The sequence below is a fragment of the Bradyrhizobium sp. FW305-F6 genome, from assembly GCF_058782905.1.
Window position 1 is genome coordinate 1,377,198 of sequence record NZ_JBYSYD010000001.1, and the last position, 26,647, is coordinate 1,403,844.

At 65.1% G+C, this 26,647-nt stretch carries 23 protein-coding genes; 3 read left to right on the plus strand and 20 right to left on the minus strand.

Annotated features, from left to right (window positions below; all coding sequences use genetic code 11):
• Positions 1 to 132 precede the first annotated feature (132 nt).
• The 20 genes from AC3WLX_RS06655 to AC3WLX_RS06750 all read right to left on the minus strand — a co-directional run bounded on the left by AC3WLX_RS06655 (position 133) and on the right by AC3WLX_RS06750 (position 24,597).
• Positions 133 to 3,102 carry a bifunctional [glutamine synthetase] adenylyltransferase/[glutamine synthetase]-adenylyl-L-tyrosine phosphorylase gene (locus tag AC3WLX_RS06655; RefSeq protein WP_492335181.1) on the minus strand — a complete coding sequence of 990 codons (2,970 nt, stop codon included), beginning with the start codon at positions 3,100 to 3,102 and terminating at the stop codon, positions 133 to 135.
• Entirely contained in the window at positions 3,099 to 4,559 is a 1,461-nt protein-coding gene (locus AC3WLX_RS06660) for a sensor histidine kinase (protein ID WP_492335182.1), read from the minus strand. The genes AC3WLX_RS06655 and AC3WLX_RS06660 overlap by 4 nt, the downstream gene beginning before the upstream one ends.
• 381 nt (positions 4,560 to 4,940) lie before the next feature.
• Positions 4,941 to 5,636: an ABC transporter ATP-binding protein gene (locus tag AC3WLX_RS06665; RefSeq protein WP_025035147.1), complete on the minus strand. Its 696-nt coding sequence runs from the start codon at positions 5,634 to 5,636 to the stop codon at positions 4,941 to 4,943.
• Positions 5,636 to 6,385 (minus strand): ABC transporter ATP-binding protein, encoded by a 750-nt coding sequence (locus AC3WLX_RS06670; RefSeq protein WP_492335183.1) that lies wholly within the window; start codon positions 6,383 to 6,385, stop codon positions 5,636 to 5,638. Before AC3WLX_RS06670 ends, AC3WLX_RS06665 begins: the two co-directional genes overlap by 1 nt.
• Positions 6,382 to 7,674, minus strand: coding sequence for a branched-chain amino acid ABC transporter permease (locus AC3WLX_RS06675; RefSeq protein ID WP_291628348.1), 1,293 nt, complete (start codon positions 7,672 to 7,674; stop codon positions 6,382 to 6,384). The genes AC3WLX_RS06670 and AC3WLX_RS06675 overlap by 4 nt, the downstream gene beginning before the upstream one ends.
• 8 nt (positions 7,675 to 7,682) lie before the next feature.
• Complete coding sequence (locus AC3WLX_RS06680; RefSeq protein ID WP_291628343.1) at positions 7,683 to 8,630, minus strand: branched-chain amino acid ABC transporter permease; 948 nt, start codon at positions 8,628 to 8,630, stop codon at positions 7,683 to 7,685.
• Between the two features lie 115 nt (positions 8,631 to 8,745).
• The gene (locus AC3WLX_RS06685) at positions 8,746 to 9,978 is read right to left on the minus strand and encodes a branched-chain amino acid ABC transporter substrate-binding protein (RefSeq protein WP_291628342.1); all 1,233 of its coding nucleotides are present in this window, start codon (positions 9,976 to 9,978) and stop codon (positions 8,746 to 8,748) included.
• Between the two features lie 217 nt (positions 9,979 to 10,195).
• Positions 10,196 to 11,437 (minus strand): TetR/AcrR family transcriptional regulator, encoded by a 1,242-nt coding sequence (locus tag AC3WLX_RS06690; RefSeq protein WP_492335184.1) that lies wholly within the window; start codon positions 11,435 to 11,437, stop codon positions 10,196 to 10,198.
• Positions 11,438 to 11,681: 244 nt separating this feature from the next.
• The gene (locus AC3WLX_RS06695; protein WP_291621829.1) at positions 11,682 to 12,362 is read right to left on the minus strand and encodes a response regulator transcription factor; all 681 of its coding nucleotides are present in this window, start codon (positions 12,360 to 12,362) and stop codon (positions 11,682 to 11,684) included.
• 269 nt (positions 12,363 to 12,631) lie between these two features.
• Positions 12,632 to 14,212 (minus strand): Do family serine endopeptidase, encoded by a 1,581-nt coding sequence (locus tag AC3WLX_RS06700; RefSeq protein ID WP_492335185.1) that lies wholly within the window; start codon positions 14,210 to 14,212, stop codon positions 12,632 to 12,634.
• Between the two features lie 218 nt (positions 14,213 to 14,430).
• Positions 14,431 to 15,774, minus strand: a complete 1,344-nt coding sequence (locus tag AC3WLX_RS06705) for a methyl-accepting chemotaxis protein (RefSeq protein WP_492335186.1) — start codon at positions 15,772 to 15,774, stop codon at positions 14,431 to 14,433.
• 116 nt (positions 15,775 to 15,890) lie between these two features.
• Positions 15,891 to 16,373, minus strand: coding sequence for a cytochrome c-type biogenesis protein (locus tag AC3WLX_RS06710; protein WP_492335187.1), 483 nt, complete (start codon positions 16,371 to 16,373; stop codon positions 15,891 to 15,893).
• A 4-nt stretch (positions 16,374 to 16,377) separates the two neighbouring features.
• A complete protein-coding gene (locus AC3WLX_RS06715) occupies positions 16,378 to 18,360 on the minus strand; it encodes a heme lyase CcmF/NrfE family subunit (RefSeq protein WP_492335188.1) in 1,983 nt (660 codons plus the stop codon).
• Positions 18,357 to 18,881: a cytochrome c maturation protein CcmE gene (gene ccmE / locus AC3WLX_RS06720; RefSeq protein WP_492335189.1), complete on the minus strand. Its 525-nt coding sequence runs from the start codon at positions 18,879 to 18,881 to the stop codon at positions 18,357 to 18,359. The genes AC3WLX_RS06715 and ccmE overlap by 4 nt, the downstream gene beginning before the upstream one ends.
• Positions 18,882 to 18,918: 37 nt before the next feature.
• Positions 18,919 to 20,025, minus strand: coding sequence for a c-type cytochrome biogenesis protein CcmI (gene ccmI, locus AC3WLX_RS06725; protein WP_492335190.1), 1,107 nt, complete (start codon positions 20,023 to 20,025; stop codon positions 18,919 to 18,921).
• A gap of 130 nt (positions 20,026 to 20,155) precedes the next feature.
• Positions 20,156 to 20,425, minus strand: a complete 270-nt coding sequence (locus AC3WLX_RS06730) for a hypothetical protein (protein ID WP_492335191.1) — start codon at positions 20,423 to 20,425, stop codon at positions 20,156 to 20,158.
• Positions 20,426 to 20,523: 98 nt separating this feature from the next.
• A complete protein-coding gene (locus AC3WLX_RS06735) occupies positions 20,524 to 21,924 on the minus strand; it encodes a hypothetical protein (RefSeq protein WP_492335192.1) in 1,401 nt (466 codons plus the stop codon).
• Positions 21,925 to 22,084: 160 nt separating this feature from the next.
• Entirely contained in the window at positions 22,085 to 23,461 is a 1,377-nt protein-coding gene (locus AC3WLX_RS06740) for an ATP-binding protein (RefSeq protein ID WP_492335193.1), read from the minus strand.
• Positions 23,462 to 23,555: 94 nt separating this feature from the next.
• Entirely contained in the window at positions 23,556 to 24,221 is a 666-nt protein-coding gene (locus AC3WLX_RS06745; RefSeq protein WP_492335194.1) for a response regulator transcription factor, read from the minus strand.
• 220 nt (positions 24,222 to 24,441) lie between these two features.
• Positions 24,442 to 24,597, minus strand: coding sequence for a hypothetical protein (locus tag AC3WLX_RS06750; protein WP_196232375.1), 156 nt, complete (start codon positions 24,595 to 24,597; stop codon positions 24,442 to 24,444).
• Positions 24,598 to 24,828: 231 nt separating this feature from the next.
• Here AC3WLX_RS06750 and ku point away from each other — a divergent pair, with 231 nt between their 5' ends.
• The 3 genes from ku (at position 24,829) to AC3WLX_RS06765 (ending at position 26,557) form a co-directional block, all read left to right on the plus strand.
• Positions 24,829 to 25,806: a non-homologous end joining protein Ku gene (gene ku, locus AC3WLX_RS06755; protein WP_291621808.1), complete on the plus strand. Its 978-nt coding sequence runs from the start codon at positions 24,829 to 24,831 to the stop codon at positions 25,804 to 25,806.
• Positions 25,807 to 25,865: 59 nt separating this feature from the next.
• Entirely contained in the window at positions 25,866 to 26,102 is a 237-nt protein-coding gene (locus AC3WLX_RS06760; RefSeq protein ID WP_492335195.1) for a hypothetical protein, read from the plus strand.
• Between the two features lie 290 nt (positions 26,103 to 26,392).
• Positions 26,393 to 26,557, plus strand: coding sequence for a Flp family type IVb pilin (locus AC3WLX_RS06765; protein ID WP_291621804.1), 165 nt, complete (start codon positions 26,393 to 26,395; stop codon positions 26,555 to 26,557).
• Positions 26,558 to 26,647 lie beyond the last annotated feature (90 nt).

A 26,647-nucleotide genomic window follows, 5' to 3' on the forward strand; every position in this document is an offset into this window, starting at 1 on the left:
GGATCCTGTCTGGCACGCAAGCTAGCATGTCCACTCTGGCCTCACACGGGAAAAACCAGCCGACGGAGCGTTCGACGCACGCTGCGCGGGGCTCGCCCCCGACGTCCGCGAGGCGCTCTCCCTGCTGAACGGCTAAGGCGCTTCCAGCAGCGCCCTGAACACGCGCCGCACCTCGCTCTGCGTTTCCTTCACCCGCGCCTCCAGCGAGGAGAAATCCGGCGCGTCGCCGGCGCGCGCCATCACGCGCTGCAGGTCGGTGCCCGCGGTTTCCGGCTTGAAGCGATCACTGACGCAGAGCCGCAGGATCTGCGTCAGATCGTGATAGAGCCGCGCGGCGGCGCGCAATATCTCGGTCTCCGGTTGCGGGAGCACGCCGAGCCTGCATGCGTTCTCGAGCACCTGCATGGTGCTGACGTCGAGAATCTCCGGCTTTTCGTGTGCGTGCACGAGCTGGAGATATTGCGCGATGAAATCGATATCGACCATGCCGCCAGCGGCATATTTGAGATCCCAGCAATCGCCCTCGCCCTTTTCCTGTGCTATGGCGCGCCGCATGTCGGCGACGTCGTTGGCGGTGATGGTGGGATCGCGGCGGCGGGTCAGGACGTCGCGGATCACGCGCTCGATCCGTTCCCGGAATTCGGGCGAGGCCGACACCACGCGCGCGCGCGTCAAGGCCATGTGCTCCCAGGTCCAGGCCTCGGTGGCCTGGTAGTCCGCGAACGAGACCAGGCTCGAGGCAACGGGGCCGGCGCGGCCCGAGGGACGCAGCCGCATGTCGATCTCGTAGAGCACGCCGTAATTGGTGCGCGTCGTGAAGGCGCTGATCAGGCGCTGGGTGAAGCGGGCGAAATAGTGCGCGCCGTGAAGCGATTTCACTCCATCCGAGTCCGGATGGTCGCCGTCGAAATCGTAGAGCAGGATCAGGTCGAGATCGGACGAGGCCGTCATCTCGCGGCTGCCGAGCCGGCCCATCGCGATGATCGCGGTCTCCTGCCCCTTGATGCGGCCGTGCTGTGCAGCGAAGCGTTCCGCGACGAGGCCGTGCACGGTGTGGACGATGCCTTCGGCGACATCGGCAAAGGCGGTGCTCGCCTGTTGCGCCGACACCGTACCGGAGAGGATGCGCGTGCCGATCAGAAACAGGCTCTCCTGCCCGAACAGCCGCAGGCGATCGAGGAACTCCTCGTATGAGCCCGCATCCTGCACGGTCGCAGCTAACCGTCCCGACAATTCCTGCCGGTCGGGCATGGCGCCGAAGAAGCGGGGATCGATCAGCCCGTCCATCAGCTGCGGCTGCCGGGCCAGCATCTCGCCGAGACGCGGTGCCGCACCCAGCACCAGCGCCACCAGCGCCACGAGATCGCGATTTTGGCCGAGCAGCGTGATCAGCCGGCCGCCTCGCTGGAGCGCGCCGAGGAAATGATCGAACGCCACGACCGCGCGATCGGGCTCCTCGGCATGGGCGAGGCCGTCGATCAGGGCCGGCACGAATTCGAGGAAGGCGCTTCGGGTCGCCTCAACGCGTAAGACGCGGTAGTCGCCGGTGATCCAGTCGCGCACAGTCTGCGCGACGGCGGCCGGCTTCTTGAAGCCGAGCGTGACGAGGTGCTGGAGCAGGCGCGGATCGTCGGGACCCGCACTGTAGTCGAGCGCCGGCAGCTTGGCCGTGCCGGTCGGATCGTCGCCTTCGAACAGTTTTTCGTAGTGACCCTGGACGATCTCGAGCTGGTGCAGGAGGTCGCGCGCGAAAGCCTCGCGATCCGGATAGCCGAAGAAACAGGCGAAGCGCTCGACCGCCTGCTTGTCCTCGGGCAGCGTATGGGTCTGCTCGTCCGCGATCATCTGGAGGCGATGCTCGACCCGGCGCAGGAATTCGTAGGCCGTCGTCAGTTCGTCACGCGCCGTCTCGGTGATCCAGTTGTTGGCGGCAAGCACGTCGAGCGCCCTCAGCGTCGGTCGCACCCGCAATTCCGGATGGCGACCGCCCGCGATCAGCTGCTGCGTTTGCGCGAAGAACTCGATCTCGCGGATGCCGCCGCGCCCGACCTTGACGTTGTGGCCCTCGACCGCGACCTCGCTCTGGCCGCGATAGGTCTGCATCTGCCGCTTCATGTCGTGGACGTCGGCGAGCGCGGCGAAGTCGAGATGCTTGCGCCAGACAAAGGGCGATATCTCGGCGAGCAATGCCTGGCCCGCTTTGGCATCGCCGGCGCAAGCCCGCGCCTTGATCATCGCGGCGCGCTCCCAGGTGCGCCCTTCCCGCTCGTAATAGTTCAGCGCGGCGTCCCGGGAGATCGCCACCTGCGTCGAGGACGGATCGGGCCGCAGGCGCAGATCGACGCGAAAGACGTAGCCCTCGTAAGTGCGCTGCTGCAGGATGCGCGCCATGCCCTGGGTCACGCGAACGAAGAACGGCTGCGCCTCGATGTCGGGCGCGATCGTGGTCGCATCGGGATCGAAGAACACGATCAGATCGATGTCGCTGGAATAGTTCAGCTCGCCGGCACCCATCTTGCCCATCGCGAGCACAATCAGCCCGCAGCCCTGTTCGGGCGCCTCGGGATCGGGCGGCAAGAGCTTGCCGCGTGCGGCCTCCTGCCGCAGCAGGTATTGGAGCGCCGCCTGCACGGAGGACACCGCGACGTCGGTGAGCGCCGCCGTCACCCGCATCACCGGCCAGGCCCCGCCGATGTCGCACAACGCGATCAGGAGCGCAGCCTCCGCCTTCATCCGGCGGAGCAACCGCATCACCTCGGCTTCGTCGGAGGCCGCGAGCACCGCGCTCCGGGCCTCGGCGATCAGTGCCGTCAGATGCCGGTCCGGATCGCATTCGAGCAGCCGGATCAGGCGCAGGGGATCGGCCCGCACCAGATCGAACAAATAGGGCGAGAACTCCGCGATGCCGGTCAGGATATCCCGCGCGAAGGGATGAACCAGCAGGGCTTCGAGACGGGCCGACTGCGCCGGCTCGAGCTCGGCCAGCCAGCCTTCGAAACGTCGTTCGTCGGTAGCGGAAACGGCAATATGGGGAGCTTCCGCGAAGCGCGCGGCCAGCCTCTCGCCATGCTTGTCCGCGTTTCCCGGCGCGGAGTGGTTCATGCCACCTTCTGTGGCACATCCGGTATTGATGGAGCAACCCTGTCACCGGCGCCCGCGCGCGCCGGCAGGACGAGCGTAACGATGAGACCGGGATTGGCATCGCCCAGCCGCAATTCGCCGCCGTGCAACGTCGCAACCGCCGAGGCGAGGCTGAGGCCGAGGCCGGAGCCGGGCAGCGTGCGGCTTGCCTCCAGCCGAACGAATCGCTCGACGACGTGCTTGCGATCGGCTTCGGGAATCCCCGGGCCGCGGTCGGTGACGCTGAGCAGCACCTGGTCGCCCTCGCGCTTTGCCTCGATCGTGATTTGCCGGGGATCCATGCGGACCACGGTTCCGGCCGCCTCCGCCGGCGGCTTGCCGTATTTGATCGCATTCTCGACCAGATTGGCGAGCGCCTGGCTGACCAGCTCGCGATTGGCATGAACCGGCGTCGGATCGGCCTTCACCGTCAGGGTCATGCCGTCGTCCTCGGCAAGCGGCTCGTAGAGCTCGTGGATGCCGTTCGCGACTTCGGCCGCGTCGAAATCATCCATGTTGCCGCGCGCCTGCCCGGACTCGGCGCGCGCGATCATCAGCAGTGCGTTGAAGGTGCGGATCAGACCGTCGGATTCCTCGATGGTCCGCTCCAGCGCCGCCCGGTAATCGGCTTCGCTGCCCGATCGCGCCAACGCCTCCTCGGCGCGGTTGCGCAGGCGCGTCAGCGGCGTCTTGAGGTCGTGCGCGATGTTGTCGGAGACTTCCTTCAGCCCCGCCATCAGCGCCTCGATCCGCTCCAGCATGGCGTTCAGGTTTTCGGCGAGGCGGTCTAGCTCATCGCCACTGCGCCCCACCGGCAGGCGCTCGCTGAGGTCGCCGGTCATGATCCGCTGCGCCGTGCCGGTCATGGCGTCGATGCGCCTCAGCACCCGCCGCGCCACGAAGATGCCGCCGCCGAGGCCGAGCACCACGACGATCAGCACAGAGAATTGCGCCGCCTTGGCGACGATTCCGAACAGACGCCGCCGCTCGGCGAGGTCGCGGCCGATCAGAAGCCGGAAGCCGTTCTCGAGTTCGGTGACGCGGACCAGCGCGCGATGATCGCGATCGTCGGCATCCTCGAGGCGGCGGTAGGCCGTCTCGGACCAGCCGCGCGTCGCCATCACGCCGGGTGCGAGCGAGCCGACATTGCCGGCGATCGCCTGCCCCGTTGGCGTCGTGACCAGATAGAGATTGGCGCCCGGCCGCAGCGCACGGTATTCGATCGCGAGCACGAGGCCGCGCAAGCCGCGGCGGCCGTAGATCTCGCTGATCTCCGACGTCTCGGCATTGACGGTCTGCGTGATCTCCTCGGTGATCAGCCGCCGCGTATTCCAGGCGAAATAGGCCAGCAGCGAGGCCGCGAACATCGCGAACAGCAGCAGATAGACCAGCGTCAGCCGGAACGCGGTGGTGCGGAAGAGTTTACCGAATGCCGTCACGGATCATGTGTCCAGTTTCAATACCGCGTCCGCCATCACAAGAGTGGTATTTCGCTTTGTTTGCAACAACATAGCTTCATAGATCGTCGAATCTGCGCACAGCTCCCTTGGGAGCGACTGGCACGCAAAGCATCCGTGACGGCAGGTGACAAGCGGACGTGGAACGTTAAGGGGGCATTCAATCCGAACCAAGTTAAATCCCCGCAAGCTGGCGCCCATGCGGACACCAGTCGGAAGCACCCGACAGGCCTCCGATGCGAGTTCGTCCGGGCGGGGAGTTGCCTCAGCTCAAAAGTCGGCCCTCACCGGGACATTGGTCCTCGTCCCGAATACCCGAATCTGCGTCTTGCAGACAGGACGCGCGATGCCGGGCGCGCCCCCTCACACTTCCAGCCATTGCGCGCGAACGTCGCTGTTCGATCTCAGTTGCTCGGGCGTACCTTCGAAGACCACACGACCGTGGCCCATGACGTAGACGCGGTTGGAGATCTTCATCGCAATCGACAGCTTCTGCTCGACGAGCAGGATCGCAACGCCCGCCTGCGCAATGCGGGCGATGAGATCGCCGACCTGCTGCACGATCAACGGCGCCAGACCTTCGGTCGGCTCGTCGATCATGATGAGATCGGGATCGCCCATCAGGGTCCGGCAAGTCGTGAGCATCTGCTTCTCGCCGCCTGACAATACCCCTGCAGCCGTATCCGCCCGCGCGGCCAGATTCGGAAACATGTCGAGCATGTCCTGAAGCTGCCATTTGCCGGGGCGCCGCGTGTCCTTGATGCCGAGGAGCAGGTTCTGGCGGACCGTCAAACCCGGAAAGATGTCGCGATGCTCGGGCACATAGCCGAGACCGAGGCGCGCGATCCGGTAGCTCGGCAGCCCGGCGATGTCCTTGCCCTTGAAGCGGATCGTGCCTTGCGGCGCGACCTCGCCCATGATCGCCTTGACCGTGGTCGAGCGTCCGACGCCGTTGCGGCCGAGCAGGCTGACGACCTCGCCCGCGGCAACGTCGAGATCGACGCCCTGGAGAATATGGCTCTTGCCGTAATAGGCGTGCAGGTCCCTGACCTCGAGCATCAGTGCGCCTCCTCGCCGAGATAGGCTTCCTTGACTTTCGGGTCGCGCCGGATCTCCTCCGGCGTGCCGGACGCGATGATGTGGCCGTAGACCAGCACGGAAATGCGGTCGGCGAGGCCAAACACGACACTCATGTCGTGCTCGACGATGACCAGGGTCTTGCCCTCGGTCAGCCGCCGGATCAGCGCCACCGCGCGCTCGGTCTCGGCGTGGCTCATGCCCGCCGTCGGTTCGTCCAGCATCACGACGGTCGCACCGCCGGCGATGGTGATGCCGATCTCGAGCTCGCGCTGCTCGGCGTAGGTCAACAAGCCGGCCGGAACATCGCGCCGATGGGTCAGATGGATGTCGTCGAGGATCTGCGCCGTGCGCTCGCGCACCTCCGGCAGGCTGTCGACGTTCTTCCAGAAGGCGTAACGGTGCCCCGTCGCCCACAGTACCGCGCAGCGGACGTTCTCCCAGACCGACATGCGCGCGAACACGTTGGTGACCTGGAACGACCGCGACAGGCCGCGCCGGTTGATCTCGAACGGCCTGAGGCCGGAGATCACGTCGCCGTTCAGCCTCACCTCGCCCGAGGTCGGCTTGATATGGCCGCTGATGAGATTAAACGTCGTCGACTTGCCGGCCCCGTTCGGACCGATGATGGCGTGACGCTCACCTTGCGCGACGCTGAGATTGAGATCGCGGATGATGCCGACATTGCCAAAGCGCTTTTCGACAGCGCGGACTTCGATCGCCGCCGTCATGCCAGATACCCCCGGTCGCGCGCGATCGTCGTCGCGCGGTCCCATGCCTCGCCAACCCGCCGCCAGCTCAGGCGCGCGACGAAGAAGCCGCCCGCGACGAGGATCGCCGCACTCGCCCACGTCACCGGCGACGCCGGGCTGAAGGCCACGCCGAACAGGTTGATCGGGCTGCCCTGACCGCTATGCGTGCGCGCGATCGATTCGATCGTCAGGATCACGCCGCAAGCGAGTGCCAAGGTCGGCACCGCCGCGAGCAGATAGGAGGGGATCACCGTCGGCAGAGTTCCGGCGCGCACCAGCGGCCGATGCATCATGATGAGCCCGGCGATGCCGCCGGGGGACAGCATCACGATTCCGATGAAGATGATGCCGAAATAGAGCTGCCACACGCCGGTGACGCTGGTCAGCCCGAGCTGGAGATAGGTCACGAGGATTGCACCCAGGATGGGTCCGAAGAAAAAGGCGACGCCACCGATGAAGGTCGAGAACAGCACGAGGCCGGATTGGATCGCGCCGAGATAGGCGGCGTTGGCGATCTCGAAGTTGATCGCGGCCAGTCCCCCCGCCACGCCGGCGAAGAAGCCGGCAAAACAGAAGGCAATGTAGCGGACCACGTGCGGGTCATAGCCGATGAACTGGACGCGCTCGGGGTTGTCCCGCACCGCATTGCTGATCCGCCCCAGCGGGGTCCGCGTCAGCGCATACATCGCGATGGCGGAGATGACCAGCCAGAACGCGATGAGATAATAGACCTGAAGCTGCGGGCCGAAGCTCAAGCCGAGGATTTTCGGCAAGGACGTGCGATCGGTCGATATCCCGGACTCGCCCCCGAACACCGAACGCAGGATCAGCGAGGAGGACGCCACCAGTTCGGCAATGCCGAGCGAGATCATCGAGAACACGGTGCCGGCCCGCTTGGTCATCACCCAGCCGATGACGAGCGCGAAAGCGAGGCCGCCGAGCCCGCCGAACAGCGGGATGAACGGCAGCGGGATCGGCCAGCCGTGCGAGACCACCGCGTTCATCATGTGGCACGCTGCAAAGCCGCCGAGGCCGTAATGCACCGCATGGCCGAACGACAACAGGCCGGTCTGGCCGAGCAGGATGTTGTAGGACAGCGCGAAGACGATCGCGATGCCGATCAGGCTGAAGGACGTCAGCGAGCCGCCGGAGGAGAAGATCAGCGGCAGCACGATCAGCACGGCGATGCCGGCCAGCCATATGCCGTAGAAGCGCAAGCCGTCGCCGACTGTGGTGTCCACGATCTTCGACGTCGGTGTCGATGTCATCTTGGCGTTCATGTCTCGCGCGTCCCCATCAGGCCCATGGGGCGTACGATCAGAATGATCACCAGTAGCAGATAGGGCACGATCGGCGCCACCTGGGCGATGGTGACGTTCCAGATGTCGGTGAGCACGGACGGCCCCGCCGACGGATCGAGCGGACCGAAGGCGCTCGCCAGCGAACCGTTCAGCGCCACCGCGAAGGTCTGTATCAGGCCGATCACCAGCGAGGCGATGAAGGCGCCGGGCAAGGAGCCGAGGCCGCCGAACACGATGACCACGAACAGGATCGGTCCCAGCGCCGCGGCCATGTCGGACTGCGTCACCAGCGCCGGACCTGCGATCACTCCGGCAATTCCCGCCAGCGCGCTGCCGACGCCGAACACCAGCATGAAGATGCGACCGACATTGTGGCCGAGATGCCCGACCATGTGGGGATGCGTCAGCGCGGCCTGAACGATCAGGCCGACCCGCGTGCGCTTGAGCACCGTCAGCAGCACGATGAAGATCAGGATCGACACGGCCAGCATGAAGATCTTGTAGGCGGGATAATTGGTCGAAAAGATCGTGAAGGCGGGAAAGTCGAGCAGCGCCGGCACGCGGTAGTCGACGGGGCTCCTGCCCCACATCATCGCCACGATCTCCTCGATCGCGAACGCAAGACCGAAGGTCAGGAGCAGCTCCGCGACATGGCCGTGCTTGTGCGTATTGCGCAGGCCGTAGCGCTCGACCGCCATGCCGATCGCGCCGACCAGCAGCGGTGCCAGCAGCAGCGCCGGCCAGAAGCCGATCCATTTGGTGAGCTGGTAGCCGAAGAAGGCGCCGAGCATGTAGAAGCTGGCATGGGCGAAATTGAGCACGCCCATCATGCTGAAGATGACGGTCAGGCCGCTCGACAGCAGGAACAGCAGCATGCCGAACAGCAGGCCGTTCAGCGTCGATATCACGATCAGTTCAAGCACAGTATTCGTACCTCTGGCCGGGACGTAAAGGCCTCGGCAAACTCTTCGGTCGCACCCAAACAGCGACCTTCCCGCAAGCCGCTGCCGGCTAGCGGGAAGGCGAAGCTGGTCCGGCTTACGGCCGGGTCATCTTGCAGGTCGTGGGAACCATCGTCTTGGAGGTGTCGACCTTGGAAACCAGGTGCCATCCCCAGCCGGTGCCTTCCTCGTCGAACGGCTCGTTTGCAGCGAGCTTGCCGAAGGAGGAGATGTAGATCGGCTGGAAGAACTGGTGATCGTCCTTGCGCATGACACCCTCGCCGCCGTCCAGCACCTCGAACTTGAGGTCCTCGAGGGCTGCGGCGACCTTCACGGGGTCGAGCGAGTTGGCCTTCTCGGCCGCGGCCTTGAACATGCGCATCTCGTTGACCGCGCGCGGATACCACAGCGACATGTTGACCTTGGCACGGAAGGCCTTTTCGAAGTCCATCGCCGGCTGGTGGCCGGAATTGGCAAAGCCCTCGGTGATCTGGAACACCTGATGGTCGAGACCGGTCTGCTTGATCGCGGTCGGGCCGCCGGCGCCGCCGGCATAGTAGGTGTACCAGTTGACCTTCAGGCCGGCGTCCGCAGCAGCCTTGAGCAGCAGTGCGATGTCCTGGCCCCAATTGCCGGTGACGACGCTATCGGCGCCCGAAGCCTTGATCTTGGCGACGTAAGGCGAGAAGTCGGTGATCTTCAGCAGCGGATGCAGTTCGTCGCCGACGATCTGGATGTCGGGCCGCTTGGCGCCCAGCATCTTGCGCGCGTCGGCGCGCACCGACTGGCCGAAGGAGTAATCCTGGTTGATCAGGTACACCTTCTTGATCGCAGGGATATCTTTCATATAGCTGGTGAGCGCTTCCATCTTGATATCGGAGCTGGCATCCCAGCGGAAATGCCAGTAGCTGCACTTCTCGTTGGTCAGGCTCGGATCGACGGCGGCGTAGTTGAAGTAGAGCACTTCCTTGCCGGGATTGCGCGTGTTGTTCTTGGTGACGAAATCGGACAGCGCCGCGGCGACCGACGAGCCGTTGCCTTGCGTGATGTAACGGGCGCCGGCGTCGATCGCCTTCTGCGCCTGCACCAGGCTTTCCTGCGGGTTGGTCTTGTTGTCGAGGGGCAGGACCTCGATCTTGCGTCCCAAGATACCGCCCTTGGCGTTGATCTCGTCAGCCAGATACTGGAACGTCTTCAAGCCGCCTTCACCGACGCTGGCGCCGCCGCCGGACAGCGGATCGATGTAGCCGAACTTGATGGTCTCCTGCGCGAATGCTGCTCCTGCGACCATCGTCAGCGCTGCCGTCGCAGCAATTACGAGCTTTTGCATCCTTGCCTTCTCCCTTTAGTGTGTTCTTGTTCCTTGGCGATCGAAGCTGACTCGCTAACGTCGGTCGCGCCACCTCTCGCTACTCCAACATTGAATACTGTGTAAAGTTTTGGTGCAAGAAATAATTGCGGCTTAAACATGAAGATTGCCGCGCGCCATGCGGAATATTGAATTCACAGGCAACTTTTTTTGACCAAAGCTGCGCTCATTCCGCGGCTCACACCACTCCGGATGGGGAAGCAAGTGCAGAGCGCGGCCGAGGCCTCGGACCGACCGCTTCAAGGCCCCTCCGACGCGGCTTGAGCCCTGCGAGGAACAACCACGAAAAATGATCGGCAATCTGCATGGGAGACCACCTCCGCTCGGCCCTGAACCAGATCGGGTACCAATGGCCCATTCCGGTGAGAACGCGCTCGGCGAAGTAAGTGTCCACGCTGCGCAAGCATCCCTCGTCGATCCAACGCTGATGGTTTCTCTGGTCCTGCTGGATCGTTGCCAGCACCTGCCTGACATAGTGCTTCCGGTCAACGGCGTTGAGATAGTTGATGTTGTGGTAGGTCGCCTTGGGGCCGCAAGGCGTGTCGTGCAGCATCAACAACAGGCGGACTCTTTGCACGACGTAATCGAAAGCGCCTAGCCCGAGGTCCTGTAAATATTCCCGAATGCCGATCTCGCCGGCCAGCCCTCTTCGCAGGCAAGCCAGCAAGAGGCGCTCTTTCTCCCTGAAATGATAGTAGATGCCGGCGCGGGTCATGCCTGCCTCCCCCGCGATGCTCTCGAGCGACGTGCCCGAGGCGCCCCGGCGATTGAAACTGTCCGAGGCAATCGATAGCATCCTGTCCAGCTTCGCGGCGCGCTTGGTCAATTTCGAGCGGGACTGGAGAAACGGCGCCAGGCTCGGTGCTTCGGGCATGTCCGGCAAGCCAATCTCACGCCGATAAACGCCATGCGTGATGATGTCATCGATCGCATCGATCGCCTGCTGGCGCGAATAATAGTCGCGGTCGGAGAACCAGAACGGAACCCAATCCAGGATGGAGATGAGGGCGACGGCCGTAAGCAGCGGCTCCTCGCAGGCGATCGAGCCGTCGGCAACGCCTCGCTTCAGTATGTCGGCGAGCAGCGCGGCATTCTGCCAGCGCCTGGCGTGCACGTCGTTGCTGTAAGGCGCGGCCAGTGCATCGATGTCGGAGAACAGGATCATGCGCTGGCCCTCAGGCCGCAGCCGGGCTCGCATGAAGCGTCTGACGATCTCGAGCCCGTCGATCCCGGGCTCGGCGGCCGTCTCGATCTCGTGCCTGTAGAGCGCAAGACCGCGCAGGTAGCAGTGAAAGATCAGGTCTTCCTTGTCGCGGAAATAGTGGTACAGCGCCCCCGGCACCGATCGCACCGAAGCTGCGACCTGCTCCATCGTCACATTCGCATAGCTGTGGCGGGCAAAGAGCCTGGAAGCCGACACGAGGATCTCTTCAGCTCGGTCGGACGGAAAGGCGGCGACTTGCAAGCTCGAATATCCTTCCTGATCGTGGACGGATGCATCCAGGTGAGATGTCCCCTACCACAGGTCGGATATTCTTGCCATCGGACGAGCAGGTCGCCAGCATCCCCTGCAGCCTCGGCACGGGCGAAGCGCGGCAGTGACGCAGCCGATGATTGCAGGTGTGAGCGCGCCGCAGGCCGATCGGCGCAACGCCAAACTCGCCTTATCTGATCCCGTCACGGATCATGTAGCCGGCGCCGCGGATGGTGTGCAGCAGCGGGCGCTCGAAGCCCTTGTCGATCTTGGAGCGCAGCCGCGAGATGTGCACGTCGATCACATTGGTCTGCGGGTCAAAATGATAATCCCAGACGTTCTCGAGCAGCATGGTGCGCGTCACCACCTGGCCGGCGTGCTTCATGAGGTATTCGAGCAGGCGGAACTCACGCGGCTGCAGCGTCAGCTCGTCCTTGCCGCGGGCGACGCGATGCGACAGGCGGTCGAGCTCGAGATCGCCGACGCGGTAGAGCGTGTCCTCGGCGGGTCCGCCGCGGCGGCGCGACAGCACCTCGACGCGGGCAAGGAGCTCCGCGAAGGAATAGGGTTTTGGCAGATAGTCGTCGCCGCCTGCACGCAGGCCCTTGATACGGTCGTCGACCTGCCCGAGCGCGGACAGAATCAGCACGGGCGTGGTGTCGCCCTTGTCGCGCAACGCGCCGATCAGCGACAGCCCGTCGCGCTTGGGAAGCATGCGGTCGACCACGAGCACGTCGTAATCACCGTTCTCGGCCATGACGAGGCCTTCCTCGCCGTCGGCGGCGTGATCGGCAATGTGTCCGACTTCACGAAACGCCTTCACGAGGTAGTCGGCGGACTCGCGGTCGTCTTCGATAATGAGGAGGCGCATCGTGCGTTCAGCGGCGGTCAAGGGAGTGAACCTTCTCTAAACATGGCGCGGGCAGCAATCGCATGCAAGTCGGGCGGAACGATCTCGGGAAAAGGCGGGCGGTGAAGTTGGGGGGACTTCACCGCCCTAGGCCTTCCGACGGAGGGGGGCGTAGATCCACCGGAAGGTAGACAGGGGAAGCAGACGTTGCGCTGCTTCCCCGAAGGGCGCCACCGGCGGGGGCGACTGATGCCGGCGACACCCTTCATCTCGTAAGGCTCCTGAAGCGCTCAGCCTTTGGCGATGGGCACGGCCACGAAGCGCGACTGGCCGCCGCTCTTCACGCGCATCAGGACGCTGTTCTTGTTGTCGGTCCGCGCCGCATTGATGGCGTCGCGGACTTCGCCGGCTGTCGCCACGCTCTTGCCGCCGACCTCGAGGATCACGTCGCCTTCCTTGAAGCCGCGTTCAGCCGCGGCGCTCTTCGGATCGACCTCGGTGACCACGACGCCTTCCTTGCCGGCACCGGCCACGGAATTGGCGGGCGCCACCGTCATGCCGAGCTTGGGCACGTCGGTGCCGCGGCTGGCACCCTTGCCGCTGTCCTTGTCGACGTCGGCCTTGGCCTCGACCGTATTCGGCAACTGGCCGAGGGTGAGGTTGACGACCTTGTCCTGGCCCTTGTGCAGCACGTTGAGCTTCACGGACGCGCCGGGCGCCATGCCGCCGATGGTGCGCGCGAGCTCGCGGGCATCCTTGACGGGTTCACCGTTGACCGAGGTGATCACGTCGCCGGACTCGATACCTGCCTTGGCCGCCGGACCGTTGGCCTGCGGCTCCGCCACCAGCGCGCCTTCGGCCTTCTTCATGCCGAGGCTGTCGGCGATGTCGGAGGTCACCGGCTGGATCTGCACGCCGATCCAGCCACGGCTGACCGAGCCCTTGTCCTTGAGCTGGGCCACCACGCTCTTGACGGTGCTGGCCGGGATCGAGAACGCGATGCCGACGCTGCCGCCGGAGGGCGAGTAGATCGCGGTGTTGACGCCCATCACCTCGCCGTTGGTGTCGAACGCCGGACCGCCGGAATTACCCTTGTTCACGGGCGCGTCGATCTGGATGAAATCGTCATACGGGCCGTTGCCGATGTCGCGGCCGCTCGCCGAGACGATGCCAGCGGTCACGGTGCCGCCGAGACCGAAGGGATTGCCGACTGCGAGCACCCAGTCCCCGATCCGCGGCTTGCTGTCGGCAAGCTTGGCGAACGGGAAGTTCGTGCTGCCCTCGACCTTGATCAGGGCGAGATCGGTGCGCTGGTCGGTGCCGATCACCTTGGCGGTGTAGGTCTTGCCGTCGTCGGTGGTGATCTCGACCTTGTCGGCGCCGTCGACCACGTGGTTGTTGGTGACGGCATAGCCGTCAGCCGAGATGAAGAAACCTGAGCCCTGGCCCTGCACGACGCGGCCGCGGCCGCCCTTCATGCCCGGAGGCAAGCCGTCCGGACCGCCGAAGCGCCGGAAGAAGCGCTCCATCGGCGAGCCCGGCTGGAACGGCGAGGAGGAATCGTCGCCGTCGTCATTGCTCGCGGTCTTCTCCTTCATGTTGACCTTCACCGAGATCACCGAAGGCTTCACGCGCTCGACGACGTCGGCGAATCCGACCGGACGCTCGACCTTGCGGACCTCGGTGTTGACCTGCGCATGCGCCGGGCTGGAGAACAGGTCGGCCGGCGAGGTCGGGGGGCTGAAGCCATAGACCGCCGCGCCGAGACCGGCGACGACCGAGGCCATCAGCGCGAGTCTGCGCGCGGAGAACACCGACCGGCGCGGCTGCCGGTACGAAGGGAGGTTCGAGAGGTCGATAGGGTCGGTCATGCGGAAATCTCCAGGCCTTTGAATTCCTTTTGGCGCCGGATGCCAGCACCTTGCGGACCTGAAGATGGGGACTCCCGCCTTACCGCGCGCTGGCGGCGCGGTTAAACTTTCGTAATGAATGGCAGCGCGGATGCGGCAGTTCGGCACAGGCCGAAAATGGTTGGGTTGCAGGAACTTAATAGCGTTCCGGCACGAGGGCGCAGGTGCGGTTGCCGGACTCAGCTTGCCCTGACGCTGACGATGAACTCATCGACTTCGCGCTTCAAAGTCTCGGCCTGCTGCGAGAGGTCGACCGCCGAATCCCTGGCCTCGGCGGCCATGCGGCCGGTCTCGGCGGAGGTCGAGGTGATCTGGACGATATGGTTGGAGACGTCGAGGGTCCCGCGCGCAGCATCCTGGGCGCTGCGCGTGATCTCCTGCGTGGCGTTGCGCTGCTGGGCGGTGTCGATCTCGATGCCGGACATGATCGACGAAATCTCCGACAGCGTCTTGGAAATGCCGTCGATCGCGCCGCGCGTCTCGGCGGTGATGCCCTGAATGCTCGCGACCTGAGAGGTGATTTCCTCGGTTGCCTTGCTGGTCTGATGCGCGAGATTCTTCACCTCGGAAGCGACCACCGCAAATCCCTTGCCCGCTTCGCCGGCCCGCGCCGCCTCGATGGTGGCGTTGAGCGCCAGGAGATTGGTCTGCGATGCGATCGCCTGCACGAGCTGGACGACCTCGCCGATCTTGTCGGCGGCATCCGACAGCGTGTGAATGGTATCGCGGCTCTTCTCCGCCTGGGACGCCGCGCCCTCGGCGCGCTGGGTCGCGTCCGTAACGCGGCGGCTGATCGTGCCGATCGAATTCGTCATCTCCTCGGCAGAACCTGCGACCGTCTGAACGCTGCCGCTGGCCTGACTGGCGGCGCTCGCGACGGCATTGGCCTTGGTGCTGGTGTCGTTGGCGGTCCGCGACAGCGTCTCGGCATTGGTCTTCAGATGCACCGCCGATGACGCCACGCTGGCGACGACGCTTGCGACGAGATCGTTGAAGCGCCTGATCCGGTCGTCCAGGAACTTCGACCGCTCGGCCTGATGCTGCGCTTCATGCAGCTGCTGCTCGGAGAGACGGCGCCGTTCGAGGCCGTTGGTCTTGAACACCTCCAGCGCACCGGCGAGCAGGCCGATCTCGTTGGTACGGCCGAGCCCCGGCACCGACGTCTCGAACTTCTGGTCGGCGACCTCGCGCATGGCATGCACGATCGCCGCCAGGGGATTGAGGATGCCGTTGCGCACGGCGAAAAAGGTGGTGAGGCAGATCGCGAAAGCGACCACGGCGATCACGCCGCAGGCGACCAGGAAATAGGAGAACGCGGTCTGCGCCTGCTGGTAGATCTGCATGGCGTGGTCGCGCGCCGGGCCGCTCAGCGCGGAGAAGTTGGCGGACAGGCTGGTGATCTCGTTGTTGAGATAGAGCACCGCGACAAAGCCGGTGCCGCCGCCGATACCCAGCAGGAACAATAGCGCAGCGACGACGGCGCCGACCAGGAAGCGGATCGTCAAATTGCTGTTCGCGAACATCGGGGGACTCAGAGGCTGGAATCACATCTTGCGACAAGCTTCCAGACAAAGGTCAAAATAGCATGAAGCACGCGACGCGGGCCGGCCGACCACGTAGCACTACGTGCTCGGGGGCTTCAGGAGGACTTGGCGTCGTCCGACATCAAGGCCGCAAGCCGCGCCTTCTCGTCTGCCGTGAGCGGCGGAGGCGGTACGTCTGCACCACTTCCCGAGCGACGGCGGATCTGCAGCCACAGCGCCAGGCCACCGCCGAGCAGCAGCACCGGCCCGAGCATCCACAGCAAGAGGTTCTGCCGCTCGAAGCGCGGCTTCAACAGAACGAAGTCGCCGTAGCGTGCGACCAGAAAGTCGAGCACCTGCGAATTGCTGTCGCCGGCCGCGATGCGCTCGCGCACCAGGAGCCGTAGATCCCGTGCCAGCGGCGCATCGGAATCGTCGATCGACTGATTCTGGCAGACCATGCAGCGAAGCTCGCGCGACAATTCGCGCGCGCGCGATTCCTTGGCGGGATCCGACATGATCTCGTCGGGCTGGACGGCGTGCGCCGCAGGCAAGGCCAGCAGCAGCAACGCGACGAACGCGGCCATCATCCGGCGCATCGGGTCATTCCGCAGGTTGGAGACGCTGCTTGGCCCGCGCCGGCTTCGGCGCGCCGACCCGCAGGCGGCGGTCGGAGAGCGACAGCACGCCGCCGAACGCCATCAGCACCGGCCCCCACCAGATCAGGAGAACCAGCGGCTTGTGATAGATGCGCACGGCGATGGCGCCTTCGGCGGTGGCATCGCCGAGCGAGACGTAGAGCTGGCTCGCGCCGCGCGTCAACAGCGCGGCCTCCGTCGTCGAGGAGCCGCGCGTGGTGAAGCTGCGTTTCGACGGCGTCATGACCGTCAGGGACTTGCCGTCGCGGCTGACGTTGAATTCGGCGATCATCTCGCGGTAGTTCGGGCCCTGACGCTGAAACAATCCGTCGAGCTTCAAATCATAGCCGGCGACATGAGCCACGTCGTTCTGCTTCATCGTCGCGATATGTTCGCTGTTCCAGGTGGTCTCGCAGACGATCCCGATCAGCGCAACACCGAGGCCGGCATGCGCAAACGCCGTCCCCCAGGCCGATCGCGGCAGGCCGCGGGCACGATGCAGCGCAGATGCGAACGGCAGGCGGACCAGCCCGGTCCGTTCGACGATGTCGGTGACGGCGCCGGCGATGACGAAGACGCCGAGCCCGATCGCGAGCGGGGCCAGCGCGCTGCCGCCCCGCACCCAGGCCCAGACGATGGCGACCACGACGAGCCCCGCGACGCCGGCCGCGAGCAAACGCTGCGTCACGCCGAGCAGATCGCCGCGCTTCCAGGCCAACATCGGCCCGAACGGCACCGCAAGCAGCAGCAGCGCAAACAGCGGCGCGAAGGTGAGATTGTAGAAGGGTGCGCCGACCGACATCTTGAAATCGGCGAGCATCTCCATCGCCAGCGGATAGAGCGTGCCGAACAGCACGACGGCGCAGGCGACGGTGAGCAGCAGGTTGTTCAGCACCAGCGCGCCCTCGCGCGAGATCGGCGCGAACAGGCCGCCCTGCTTCAACGAGGTGGCGCGGCCTGCGAACAGCGCCAGGCTGCCGCCGATGAACAGGCAGAGGATCAGCAGGATGAACACGCCGCGGGTGGGGTCGGTGGCGAAGGCGTGCACCGAGGTGATGACGCCGGAGCGCACCAGGAAGGTGCCGAGCAGCGACAGCGAGAAGGTCAGGATCGAGAGCAGGATGGTCCAGACCTTCAGCGCATTGCGCTTTTCCATCACCACGGCCGAATGCAGCAGCGCGGTGCCGGCGAGCCAGGGCATCAGCGAGGCGTTCTCGACCGGATCCCAGAACCACCAGCCGCCCCAGCCGAGCTCGTAATAGGCCCAGTACGAACCCATCGCGATGCCGAGCGTCAGGAAGATCCAGGCGACCAGCGTCCAGGGCCGCACCCAGCGTGCCCAGGCCGCATCGATCCGGCCCTCCATCAGCGCAGCAATGGCGAAGGAGAACGAGATCGAGAAACCGACATAGCCGAGATAGAGCATCGGCGGATGCACGGCGAGGCCGATGTCCTGCAGCACCGGATTGAGATCGCGTCCCTCGATCGGCGGGCTCGCGATGCGCAGAAACGGATTAGATGTCACCAGGATGAAGAGATAGAACGCGCCGGCGACCCAGGCCTGCACGGCCAGCACATGCGCGCGCAGCGACAGCGGCAGGTTGTTGCCGATTGCCGCGACCAACCCGCCGAACAGCGCGAGGATCGCCACCCACAGCAGCATCGACCCTTCATGGTTCCCCCACACGCCCGTGATCTTGTAGAGCAGCGGCTTCATCGAGTGGGAGTTCTCGTAGACGTTGGCGACGGAGAAATCCGAGTTCACGTGCAGCATCACCAGCGCCGTGAACGAGGCGCCGACGAACAGCAGCTGCGCCAGCGCGGTGGAGCGCGCCACATTCATCAGCGCCGCATCGCCCAGGCGCGCGCCGATCAGGGGCACGATGGACTGGATCAGCGCCAGTCCCAGCGCCAGCACCAGCGCGTAATGTCCAGATTCCGCGATCACCGCACCGCTCCTTGCGGATTGCCTTGCGCGGTCGTCGCCGCGGGTTTGGCGGCGCCAGAAGCTTGGGTACCGGAGGCTTGGGCGCCGTAATCGTCCTTCCAGTGCCCCTGCTTCTTCAGGGCATCGGCGACCTCCTTGGGCATGTACGTCTCGTCGTGCTTGGCGAGGACGGTATCGGCCTTGAACACGCCATTGGAGTCGAGCGCACCTTCGGCGACCACGCCCTGCCCTTCGCGGAACAGGTCGGGCAGGATGCCCTTGTAGGCGACCGGCAGCCTGGCTCCGCCATCGGCGACCTCGAAGGTCACCGCGAGATTGTCGCCGCGCTGAAGGGAGCCGGGCTGCACCAGGCCGCCGAGGCGAAACCGCTTGCCGGGCTCGATCTGCTTCTCGGCGACCATGGTCGGGGTCGAGAAGAACACGATGGAGTCGCGCAATGCGTTGAGCACCAGCGCGGCCGCGAGCGCGAGCACGGCGAGCGAACCGCCGATGATGGTCATACGTCGCTGCTTGCGCGTCATGGCGTACCCGTTTCCCGCATCTCTCGTCCTGAATCCGTCATCCGCCGACCCCGAGGGTCTTCAAGCCTTCGTTGAGCTGGCGCAGCCGCTCGGCGTCGCTGGCGACCGCCTGCCGGGCATCGGCCGAAGCCCCCATCGCCTTGTCGCGCTCGCCCATCACGAGATAGGCGCGCACCAGGCGTAGCCATCCCTCGACGTCGTCGCCGTTCTGCTTCAGCCGCGTGGCCAGGCGATCGACCATGCCGCGCACCATGGCATTGCGATCGCCCTCGGCCATGTCCTTGGTGGCAGCAATCGTCTCATCGGACAACGCCGGCATCGCACCGCCCCCGCCGACCCGCGCGAGCGAAGACTGCACCAGGACACGCCACGGCGCATCCGCAGGCGCCTTCGCAAGCAGCGCGCGCCAGATATTGGCTGCATCGTCCTTGCGGCCGTCCTGTTCGGCGGCAAGACCGAGAAAGTAGTTCGCCTTGGGATCGTCCGCGTTCAAGGCGTGAGCTCGCTCGAATTCGGCCTTGGCCTCGGCCGTCACCACGCCGCCGGCGGCAGCCGACATCGCTTCGCCGAGATCGGACCGGCGCTCCGCGCTCTCGCCATTGTAGGTGAGCGAGTTGCGATAGGCGCGCACGGCATCGTCGAAGCGGCCGAGCCGCTCCAGAACCGGCGCGAGCACGTTCCAGCCGCGCCCGTCGGTCGGATTCTTTTCCAGATGTTGCTCGACCTGAACGACGAGGTTCTCGAGCGATTGCGCCATGCCCGACCCGCGCTCCCGCTGCGCCAGGGGAAAGTCCTGAAGCTTGGGTGAGCCGAGCGGCATGTAGACGGCGACCGCAACGAGCGGCAGGCCGGCGAGCGCCAGCACGGCCGCCGCACGGCGCCATTTGAGGTTCGTCTTCGGCGCCATTGCGGGCTCGCTGGCTGCCGCCGCGAGCAGCCTGCGGCTGATCTCGACGCGCGCAGCCTCGGCCTCGGGCGCCGGAATCAGTCCTGCGGCGAGGTCACGCTCGACCTCGGCCAACTGGTCCTTGTAGACCGCGACCTCGCTGCCTTGATCTTGCGCGCCGCTACTGCGGCCAAGCGGCCAGAGCACGGCGAAAATCGCCGCGACCGTCATCAGCGCGAACACGAACCATGGAGTCATCTGGCAAGCTTCCGGCAGCGCACGAACCGCGCCTATAGGTGCCTTTACACCACGGCCGGACAATGCGGCAATTGACAATTGTCAAAGCGCTGCGTGGCATGCCGTCCCGAAGAGTTGACAATCCAACGACTTAGCCGATCTCGAAGTCCGCGCTTTGCGCCGCATCCTCGCCACGCCCGTTGAAGGCCTTCAGGAAGTATGTTCCCGGCTTGACGGCGTCCGGCAATCTGATGCGCAACGCTCCGACCGGAACCGGAGATGCAACCCGCGTGATGGTCTCCGGAACCTGCCGATCGCTCGTCTTCTCGACCAGCACCACCTTGGCCCCCACCATCAGCCTTCGATACTTGGCCACGATAACGCGGTTCTCGATCTCGATGGAGCTGATAACGGGTTTCATGGGCCTACAAACATACATTCCCAGACTTGCACGGGGACCGTACGGTGCGACGTCGGCACCGTCAACCAGAAATTGTGACCACGAAAATTTCGCGTGAATCAGCTGGCGCGCGACGATTTGCGTTCGCCTGTGAGGGCGTTTTCGGCGGCCCGGCTCATCAGCGAGGCGTAATCGTCGCCAAACAGCACCTGGCAGAAGCGGATCGCGGCCTGCACCTGCTGCTGCCGATAGGCGCGGACCTTGTGATCGGCTGCGCGCAGCGCCTGCACCAGCTGCTCGGTCGACCGTTCCACGTATTGCTGGAGATCGGAATAGGTGCGCAGCGTCACCTCGTTGATCGCAAGCTCGCTTGCATAGTTGCGGCAGGTCGCGACGAAGTCGATCAACGCCACCGCTTCCTCGACCTCGGTGCTGTCGATCCGCGCGCCCGGCGGGATGTCCTTCTCGGGACGCTGGCGCAGGATGCGGCGGACGCGGCCCGGAACGCTGTCGATCTCGGATTGCAGCGCATTGGAGATGTCGGCCCGGATCGAGGTCAACTGCTTGCCCCAGGCAGAATCGTTGCGCAGGTCGAGCTCGGTGCGCAGGCCGCGCACGCCGTCGTGCAGCGTCTTGAGATTGTCGGCGACATTCTCGAAATGACTGCGCTTGATGTCCATGCGAAGCATCGCGGCAACGCAGGACAAATCATGCAGCGCGATCGTGACGGCAACGCCATAGGGCGTTGCCGCGACGCGGATCTCGTCATCGGAGGCGGCAATCTTGATGGCAAGGCGGATGATCTGCCACGGTGCGCTCATTCGTTGCACCACCATCGACAGCGCGAAGGGCAGCATCTGCGGGGTCTGGAGCACGGGAATGTTGAGCGCCGACGTCACCGACGCGATCTGGGACTCCCCGAAGGCGCGCAGGAAGCGCGGCAACTTCTCGCTCAGCGCGGCGATGGCGTCCCGGACCTGGAGCACCGCTCCGATCGAATAGAGATCCTCGATCACGTTGGGTGGGCCGACCCTTGCCAGCGCGCGCGTCTTGTCGCCGCCGCCGGGACCGGTCAGCTCGAAAATCGCATCCGCCGCCACCGCCTGGAGCTTCTGCGCCAAGGCCTCGACCTGGCCTGCAGCATCGGCGGGCATGCGCGCCAGCGCCGCCTCGAATTCGACTACCTTGTCAGGCGCACCGTCACGGCCGAGCCACTGCCAGATCGGCTGCAGCGAGGAGCGGCGAATCTGGCCGGCCCGGATCGGGGTGCCCGCCTCGACCAGGAACGGTTCCAAGACCTGGAACAGCAGCCGCGACAGATCGTCTGTCCGCGGCGGCGGCGCTTCATCGGCTTCGCTCTTGCGCACGATCTTGCGCAGTTGCTCGAGGACGAGGGTTGCGACCGCTGTTTCCTGGCCACGCTCCAGCGCTCGCTCGAACTCCCGCATCAGCAGCGCCTGCGACTGCGGCGGGAGCTGCGCGAGATAGTCCCTCAGCCGCTCGATCGATGTCTGGCTCATGCGCCCGGGTCATGCACGGTAAAATGGCGGACATGGGATGGGTCCGGTGCGATCATAGGAGGTGCCAACTTAAGAAGCCGTTTAGGAAGCCGGCTCGAATGGCCGCGATTTTCGCTGTCCGGGAACATCGATCGCCCAAAATTCACATCGTATCAAGGGATTACAGTCCTGGAAGGACCAGCTCCGCGCGCAGGCCCCCGGTCGGCGCGTTGCCGAGCGACAGGCTGCCGCCATAGAGGGCGGCGAGGTCGGTCACGATCGAGAGGCCCAGGCCCGACCCGGGCTTGGACTCGTCGAGCCGCTGGCCGCGCCGGGCGACCTGGGCCCGCTCCGCTTCCGACAGGCCGCGGCCGTCGTCGTCGACGATGATCCGCAAACGCGGGCCGGCGCCGGCCTGATGCGGCGGCTCCGCCAGCGCCTCGATCAAGACGCGCGAGGCGGCCCATTTGCAGGCATTGTCGACGAGATTGCCGACCATCTCCTCCAGGTCCTGCCGCTCCCCCCGGAACTTCGCGGAGGGATCGGCCTTGGCCTCGACCACGATGCCGCGGTCGCGATGGATCTTCTCCATGGTCCGCCGCAGCGCCTCGATCGCAGGCGCCACCTCCGTCACGGTCGCAACCACCGAGACCCGCGCGGCGATGCGGGCGCGCTCCAGATGATGGGCGACCTGGTCGCGCATCACGTGCGCCTGCTCCATCACCTTTTCCGCGAACGGATCGGCCGCATGGGCGCCGGCCTCGTTGACGATGACCGAGAGCGGCGTCTTGATCGCATGGGCGAGATTGCCGACATGGGTACGCGCGCGCTCTACGATCTCGCGATTGGCGTCGATCAGCGCATTGGTCTCGCGCGCCAAAGGCGCGATCTCGACCGGAAATTCACCTTCCAGACGCTCCGCCCGCCCGGAGCGGATGTCGGCGATCGATTCAGAGATGCGCTTGAGCGGGGCAAGGCCGAAGCGGACCTGGAACACGGTCGTCAGCAGCAGGACGATGCCGAGCGCGGTGAAGGTGCCGCCGAGATAATAGTCGAAGCTGCGCGTCTCGTCGAATATCTCGGTGTCGTCGCCGGCGACGCTCACGAGAAATTTGCCGTCGGCACCGAGATCGACCGGCCGTTCCACCATCCGCAGATTCTGCCCTTCGGGCCCGTCGACATAGGCGAGGCGGATGCCAGCGGCGGTGAGCTCGGCGCCCTGCTCTTCCAGCTTCGGCAACTTCTTGTCCCAGAGCGAGCGCGAGGAGCGCACTTCGGGCTTCTCGGTGTCAGTGCGCGTGATCTGCCAGTACCAGCCGGACAGCGGCAGCTCGAACAGGGGCTCGCCGAGCGACTGGAACTGGCGGTCGGGCGGCTCGTCGGGGGTCGCGACCTCCGCGATGAGCGTGCGCAGATAGAGATTGAGCCGCCTGTCGAAGGCGCGCTCGGTTGCGTCCTTGTAGACGGACGACAACACGACACCCGTGACGGCCAGGATCACCACGAGCCAGACAGTCGCCGACAGGAACAGCCGGTTGGCAAGCGAGCTAGCAGCCATCGGAGCGATCCGGGGAGGCGGAGAATCTCAAGGCGTCGGCGGTCATGACGGGACCAAGGCCCCTGTCGGGCTGCCCGTCAAGCCCCGCAACGCATCAAGCGGCCGGCGGGGTCAGGAGATAGCCGAGGCCGCGGACGGTCTGGATGATATCGACGTCGAGCTTCTTGCGGATGCGGCCGACAAAGACCTCGATGGTGTTGGAGTCGCGGTCGAAATCCTGGTCATAGAGATGCTCGACCAGCTCGGTGCGGGAGACCACCCGTCCCGAATGGTGCATCAGGTAGGCCAGCAGCCGATATTCGTGCGAGGTCATCTTGACGGGATTGCCGGATACGCTGACCCGGCCGGTTCGGGTGTCGAGCGTCACGGGGCCGCACGTCAATTCGCTCTGGGCGTGGCCGGTCGAGCGGCGCAGCAGGGCGCGGATGCGCGCCAGCACCTCCTCCAGGTGGAACGGCTTTGCGACATAATCGTCGGCGCCGGCATCGAAACCCTGCACCTTGTCGCTCCAGCGATCGCGTGCGGTGAGGATCAGCACCGGCATGGTGCGGCCGTTGCGGCGCCAGGCCTCCAGCACCGAGATGCCGTCCTTCTTGGGCAAGCCGATGTCGAGCACCACGGCGTCATAGGGCTCGTTGTCGCCGAGATAATGCCCCTCCTCCCCATCGAACGCCCGATCGACGACATAGCCGGCGTCTGTCAGCGCCTTGGTGAGCTGGCGATTGAGATCGGGGTCATCCTCAACAACGAGCAGGCGCACGGCTCTCTCCAAAGGCTGCAAGAACAAGCTTCACGATGCCATAGAGATGAGCAATTCCGGCGTGAACTGAATATGAACGCGGGGAACCGGCCTACGTTACTTTTTGGTCATATACGATGTGCCGCCAGCCAATGCGACTGCGCCCGCAGCGCGGCCGGATCAACCGGCGGCGGTACGGGCGCAATGTGCCGCATCGCGCGGCGAGCGAACTCTCCGGCCGTCAGGTCCGGAAGAACACGAACCAGACGACGGCGAGGATCAGGATTGCCAGCCCGGTCGAGATGGCGAGCAGCGCCGCCACGGAGGGCCCGGGCTCGCCCTGGCGCGCCTCGGTCGGAGTTTCGACGATGCGCTTCTGCTCTCGTGTGGTTGCCATGGTGTCCTCAATCTGTGGCTGTCGCGTCAGGTAGCCGCGACGTCCTCGCGGTGTCTCAGTTGGCGGGGCAACGCGTGATCTCGGGCGATGTTCCGAACCATCGAGGTGCCGGGCAAGACGGCGCAGGCGGCGATTAACGCCGTTGCGAGATTCCGCGCCGACGGTTGCTAGGATTCGCACCTCGGCAATGTTATCCTCAAAGCTTGTCCTCTGTTGCGTCTGGAGTAGCCCATGGCCCCCCGCGCCAATTGGAAGGGTTTTCTGCGTCTGTCGCTCGTGACCTGCCCGGTCGCGCTCTATCCGGCCACTTCCGATACCGAGAAGGTCTCGTTCAACCAGATCAATCGCAAGACCGGCCACCGCATCAAGTACCTCAAGGTCGACGCCGAGACCGGGGACGAGGTGACTTCCGACGACATCGTCAAGGGCTACAAGGTCGACACCGATACCTATATCGAGGTCACCAAGGACGAGCTCGACGACATCGCGCTCGACTCCACCCACACGATCGAGATCGACGAGTTCGTGCCCAAGGCCGACATCGACAACCGCTATCTGATCCGCCCCTATTATCTCGTGCCGGACGGCAAGGTCGGCCATGACGCCTATGCAGTGATCCGCGAGACCATCCGCAGCATGGACAAGGTCGCGATCGGCCGCGTGGTGCTGACCAACCGCGAGCACATCATCGCGCTGGAGCCGCTCGAGAACGGACTGATGGGCACGCTGCTGCGCTACCCCTACGAGGTCCGCAGCGAAAAGGAGTATTTCGACGACATCCAGGACGTGAAGCTGACCAGGGACATGCTCGACCTCGCAAAGCACATCGTCGAGAAGAAGTCGGGTGCGTTCGAGCCCGAGCTGTTCGAGGATCACTACGAGACGGCGCTGATCGATCTCATCAACAAGAAGCGCAGCGGCATGCCGATCGCCGCCAAGGCCGCACCGAAGACCGGCGGCAACGTCATCAATCTGATGGACGCGCTGAAGAAGAGCATCGCGAGCGAGAAGGACGCCGGGCCCGCGGCGAAGGTCGCCAAGGAGGCCGTCAAGGCCAAAAAGCCCAAGAAGCGCGTCGAGGGCCAGCGCGAAATGCTGCTGCCGATATCAGGCAAGGGCAAGGACGCTGCAGCCAAGGCCCCCAAGGACGCCCCGAAGAAGGCCGACAAGCCGGTGCGCGCGCCGGCGCGGGCGAAGAAGGCCGGCTAGCCCCGTTCCCCCTTTCGATCGCGCCCTGATGTTTCCTCTCGTCGATCCGGCGGCCTGACATGCCCTGGTCGGCGGCGTTCGACGATCCGGTCCGCGTGAGCAGCAAGCGCAAGCTGCTCACGCTCCAGGATGCCGCGGACTACATCATGCACCTGCCTGAGGATACCCAACACGAGGCGCACTGGCAGACCGCCGTCGAGACCCTGATCAACGCGGCCGAGACCGGCGGCGGCTGGGTGATGTTCGCCCGCATCGCTATGTTGCGGGCGCTGAATGCGGACGGTCGCCGAAGATGAGCGCAATGTCCTGGCCGGTCCGTTCGACGAACAGGCTCAACGATCAGTTAAGCGGCCCGCACAATCCCGCCCTCCGGACCCTGCGCCAGGGCAGCGGCGCCTCGGGGGCCGCCGACTTCACTCCATTTGAACGGATCGGCGGAACCTAAATTTAATGGATGCCGTCGTATCAGCAGAGGCGCGATCGCCCGGGTTTGATACTTTATGGCGCGCACAAAGACTTATTCGATCGATTTGCAAGTCCGATAACGACGCGACCATCCATCGGATCGGATCAACGGGAGTTGCCAATGCGTCTGCTTAGGTCCTTTCTTGCCGATGAGAATGGCGCTACCGCAATCGAGTACGGCCTGATCGCCGCAGGGATCGCTCTGGCAATCGTAACCATCGTCAACAGCACGGGCGCTGTACTGCTCAACAACAAGTTCAACTCGATCAGCTCGGCGATGAAGTAACGGCCGGACCTGCCCCGAGGCACGGCGCGCCCCACCTGGCGGCGCGTCTTCCGGACCTCGGGCCCATGATCTGGGTCAACAGCATCGGGA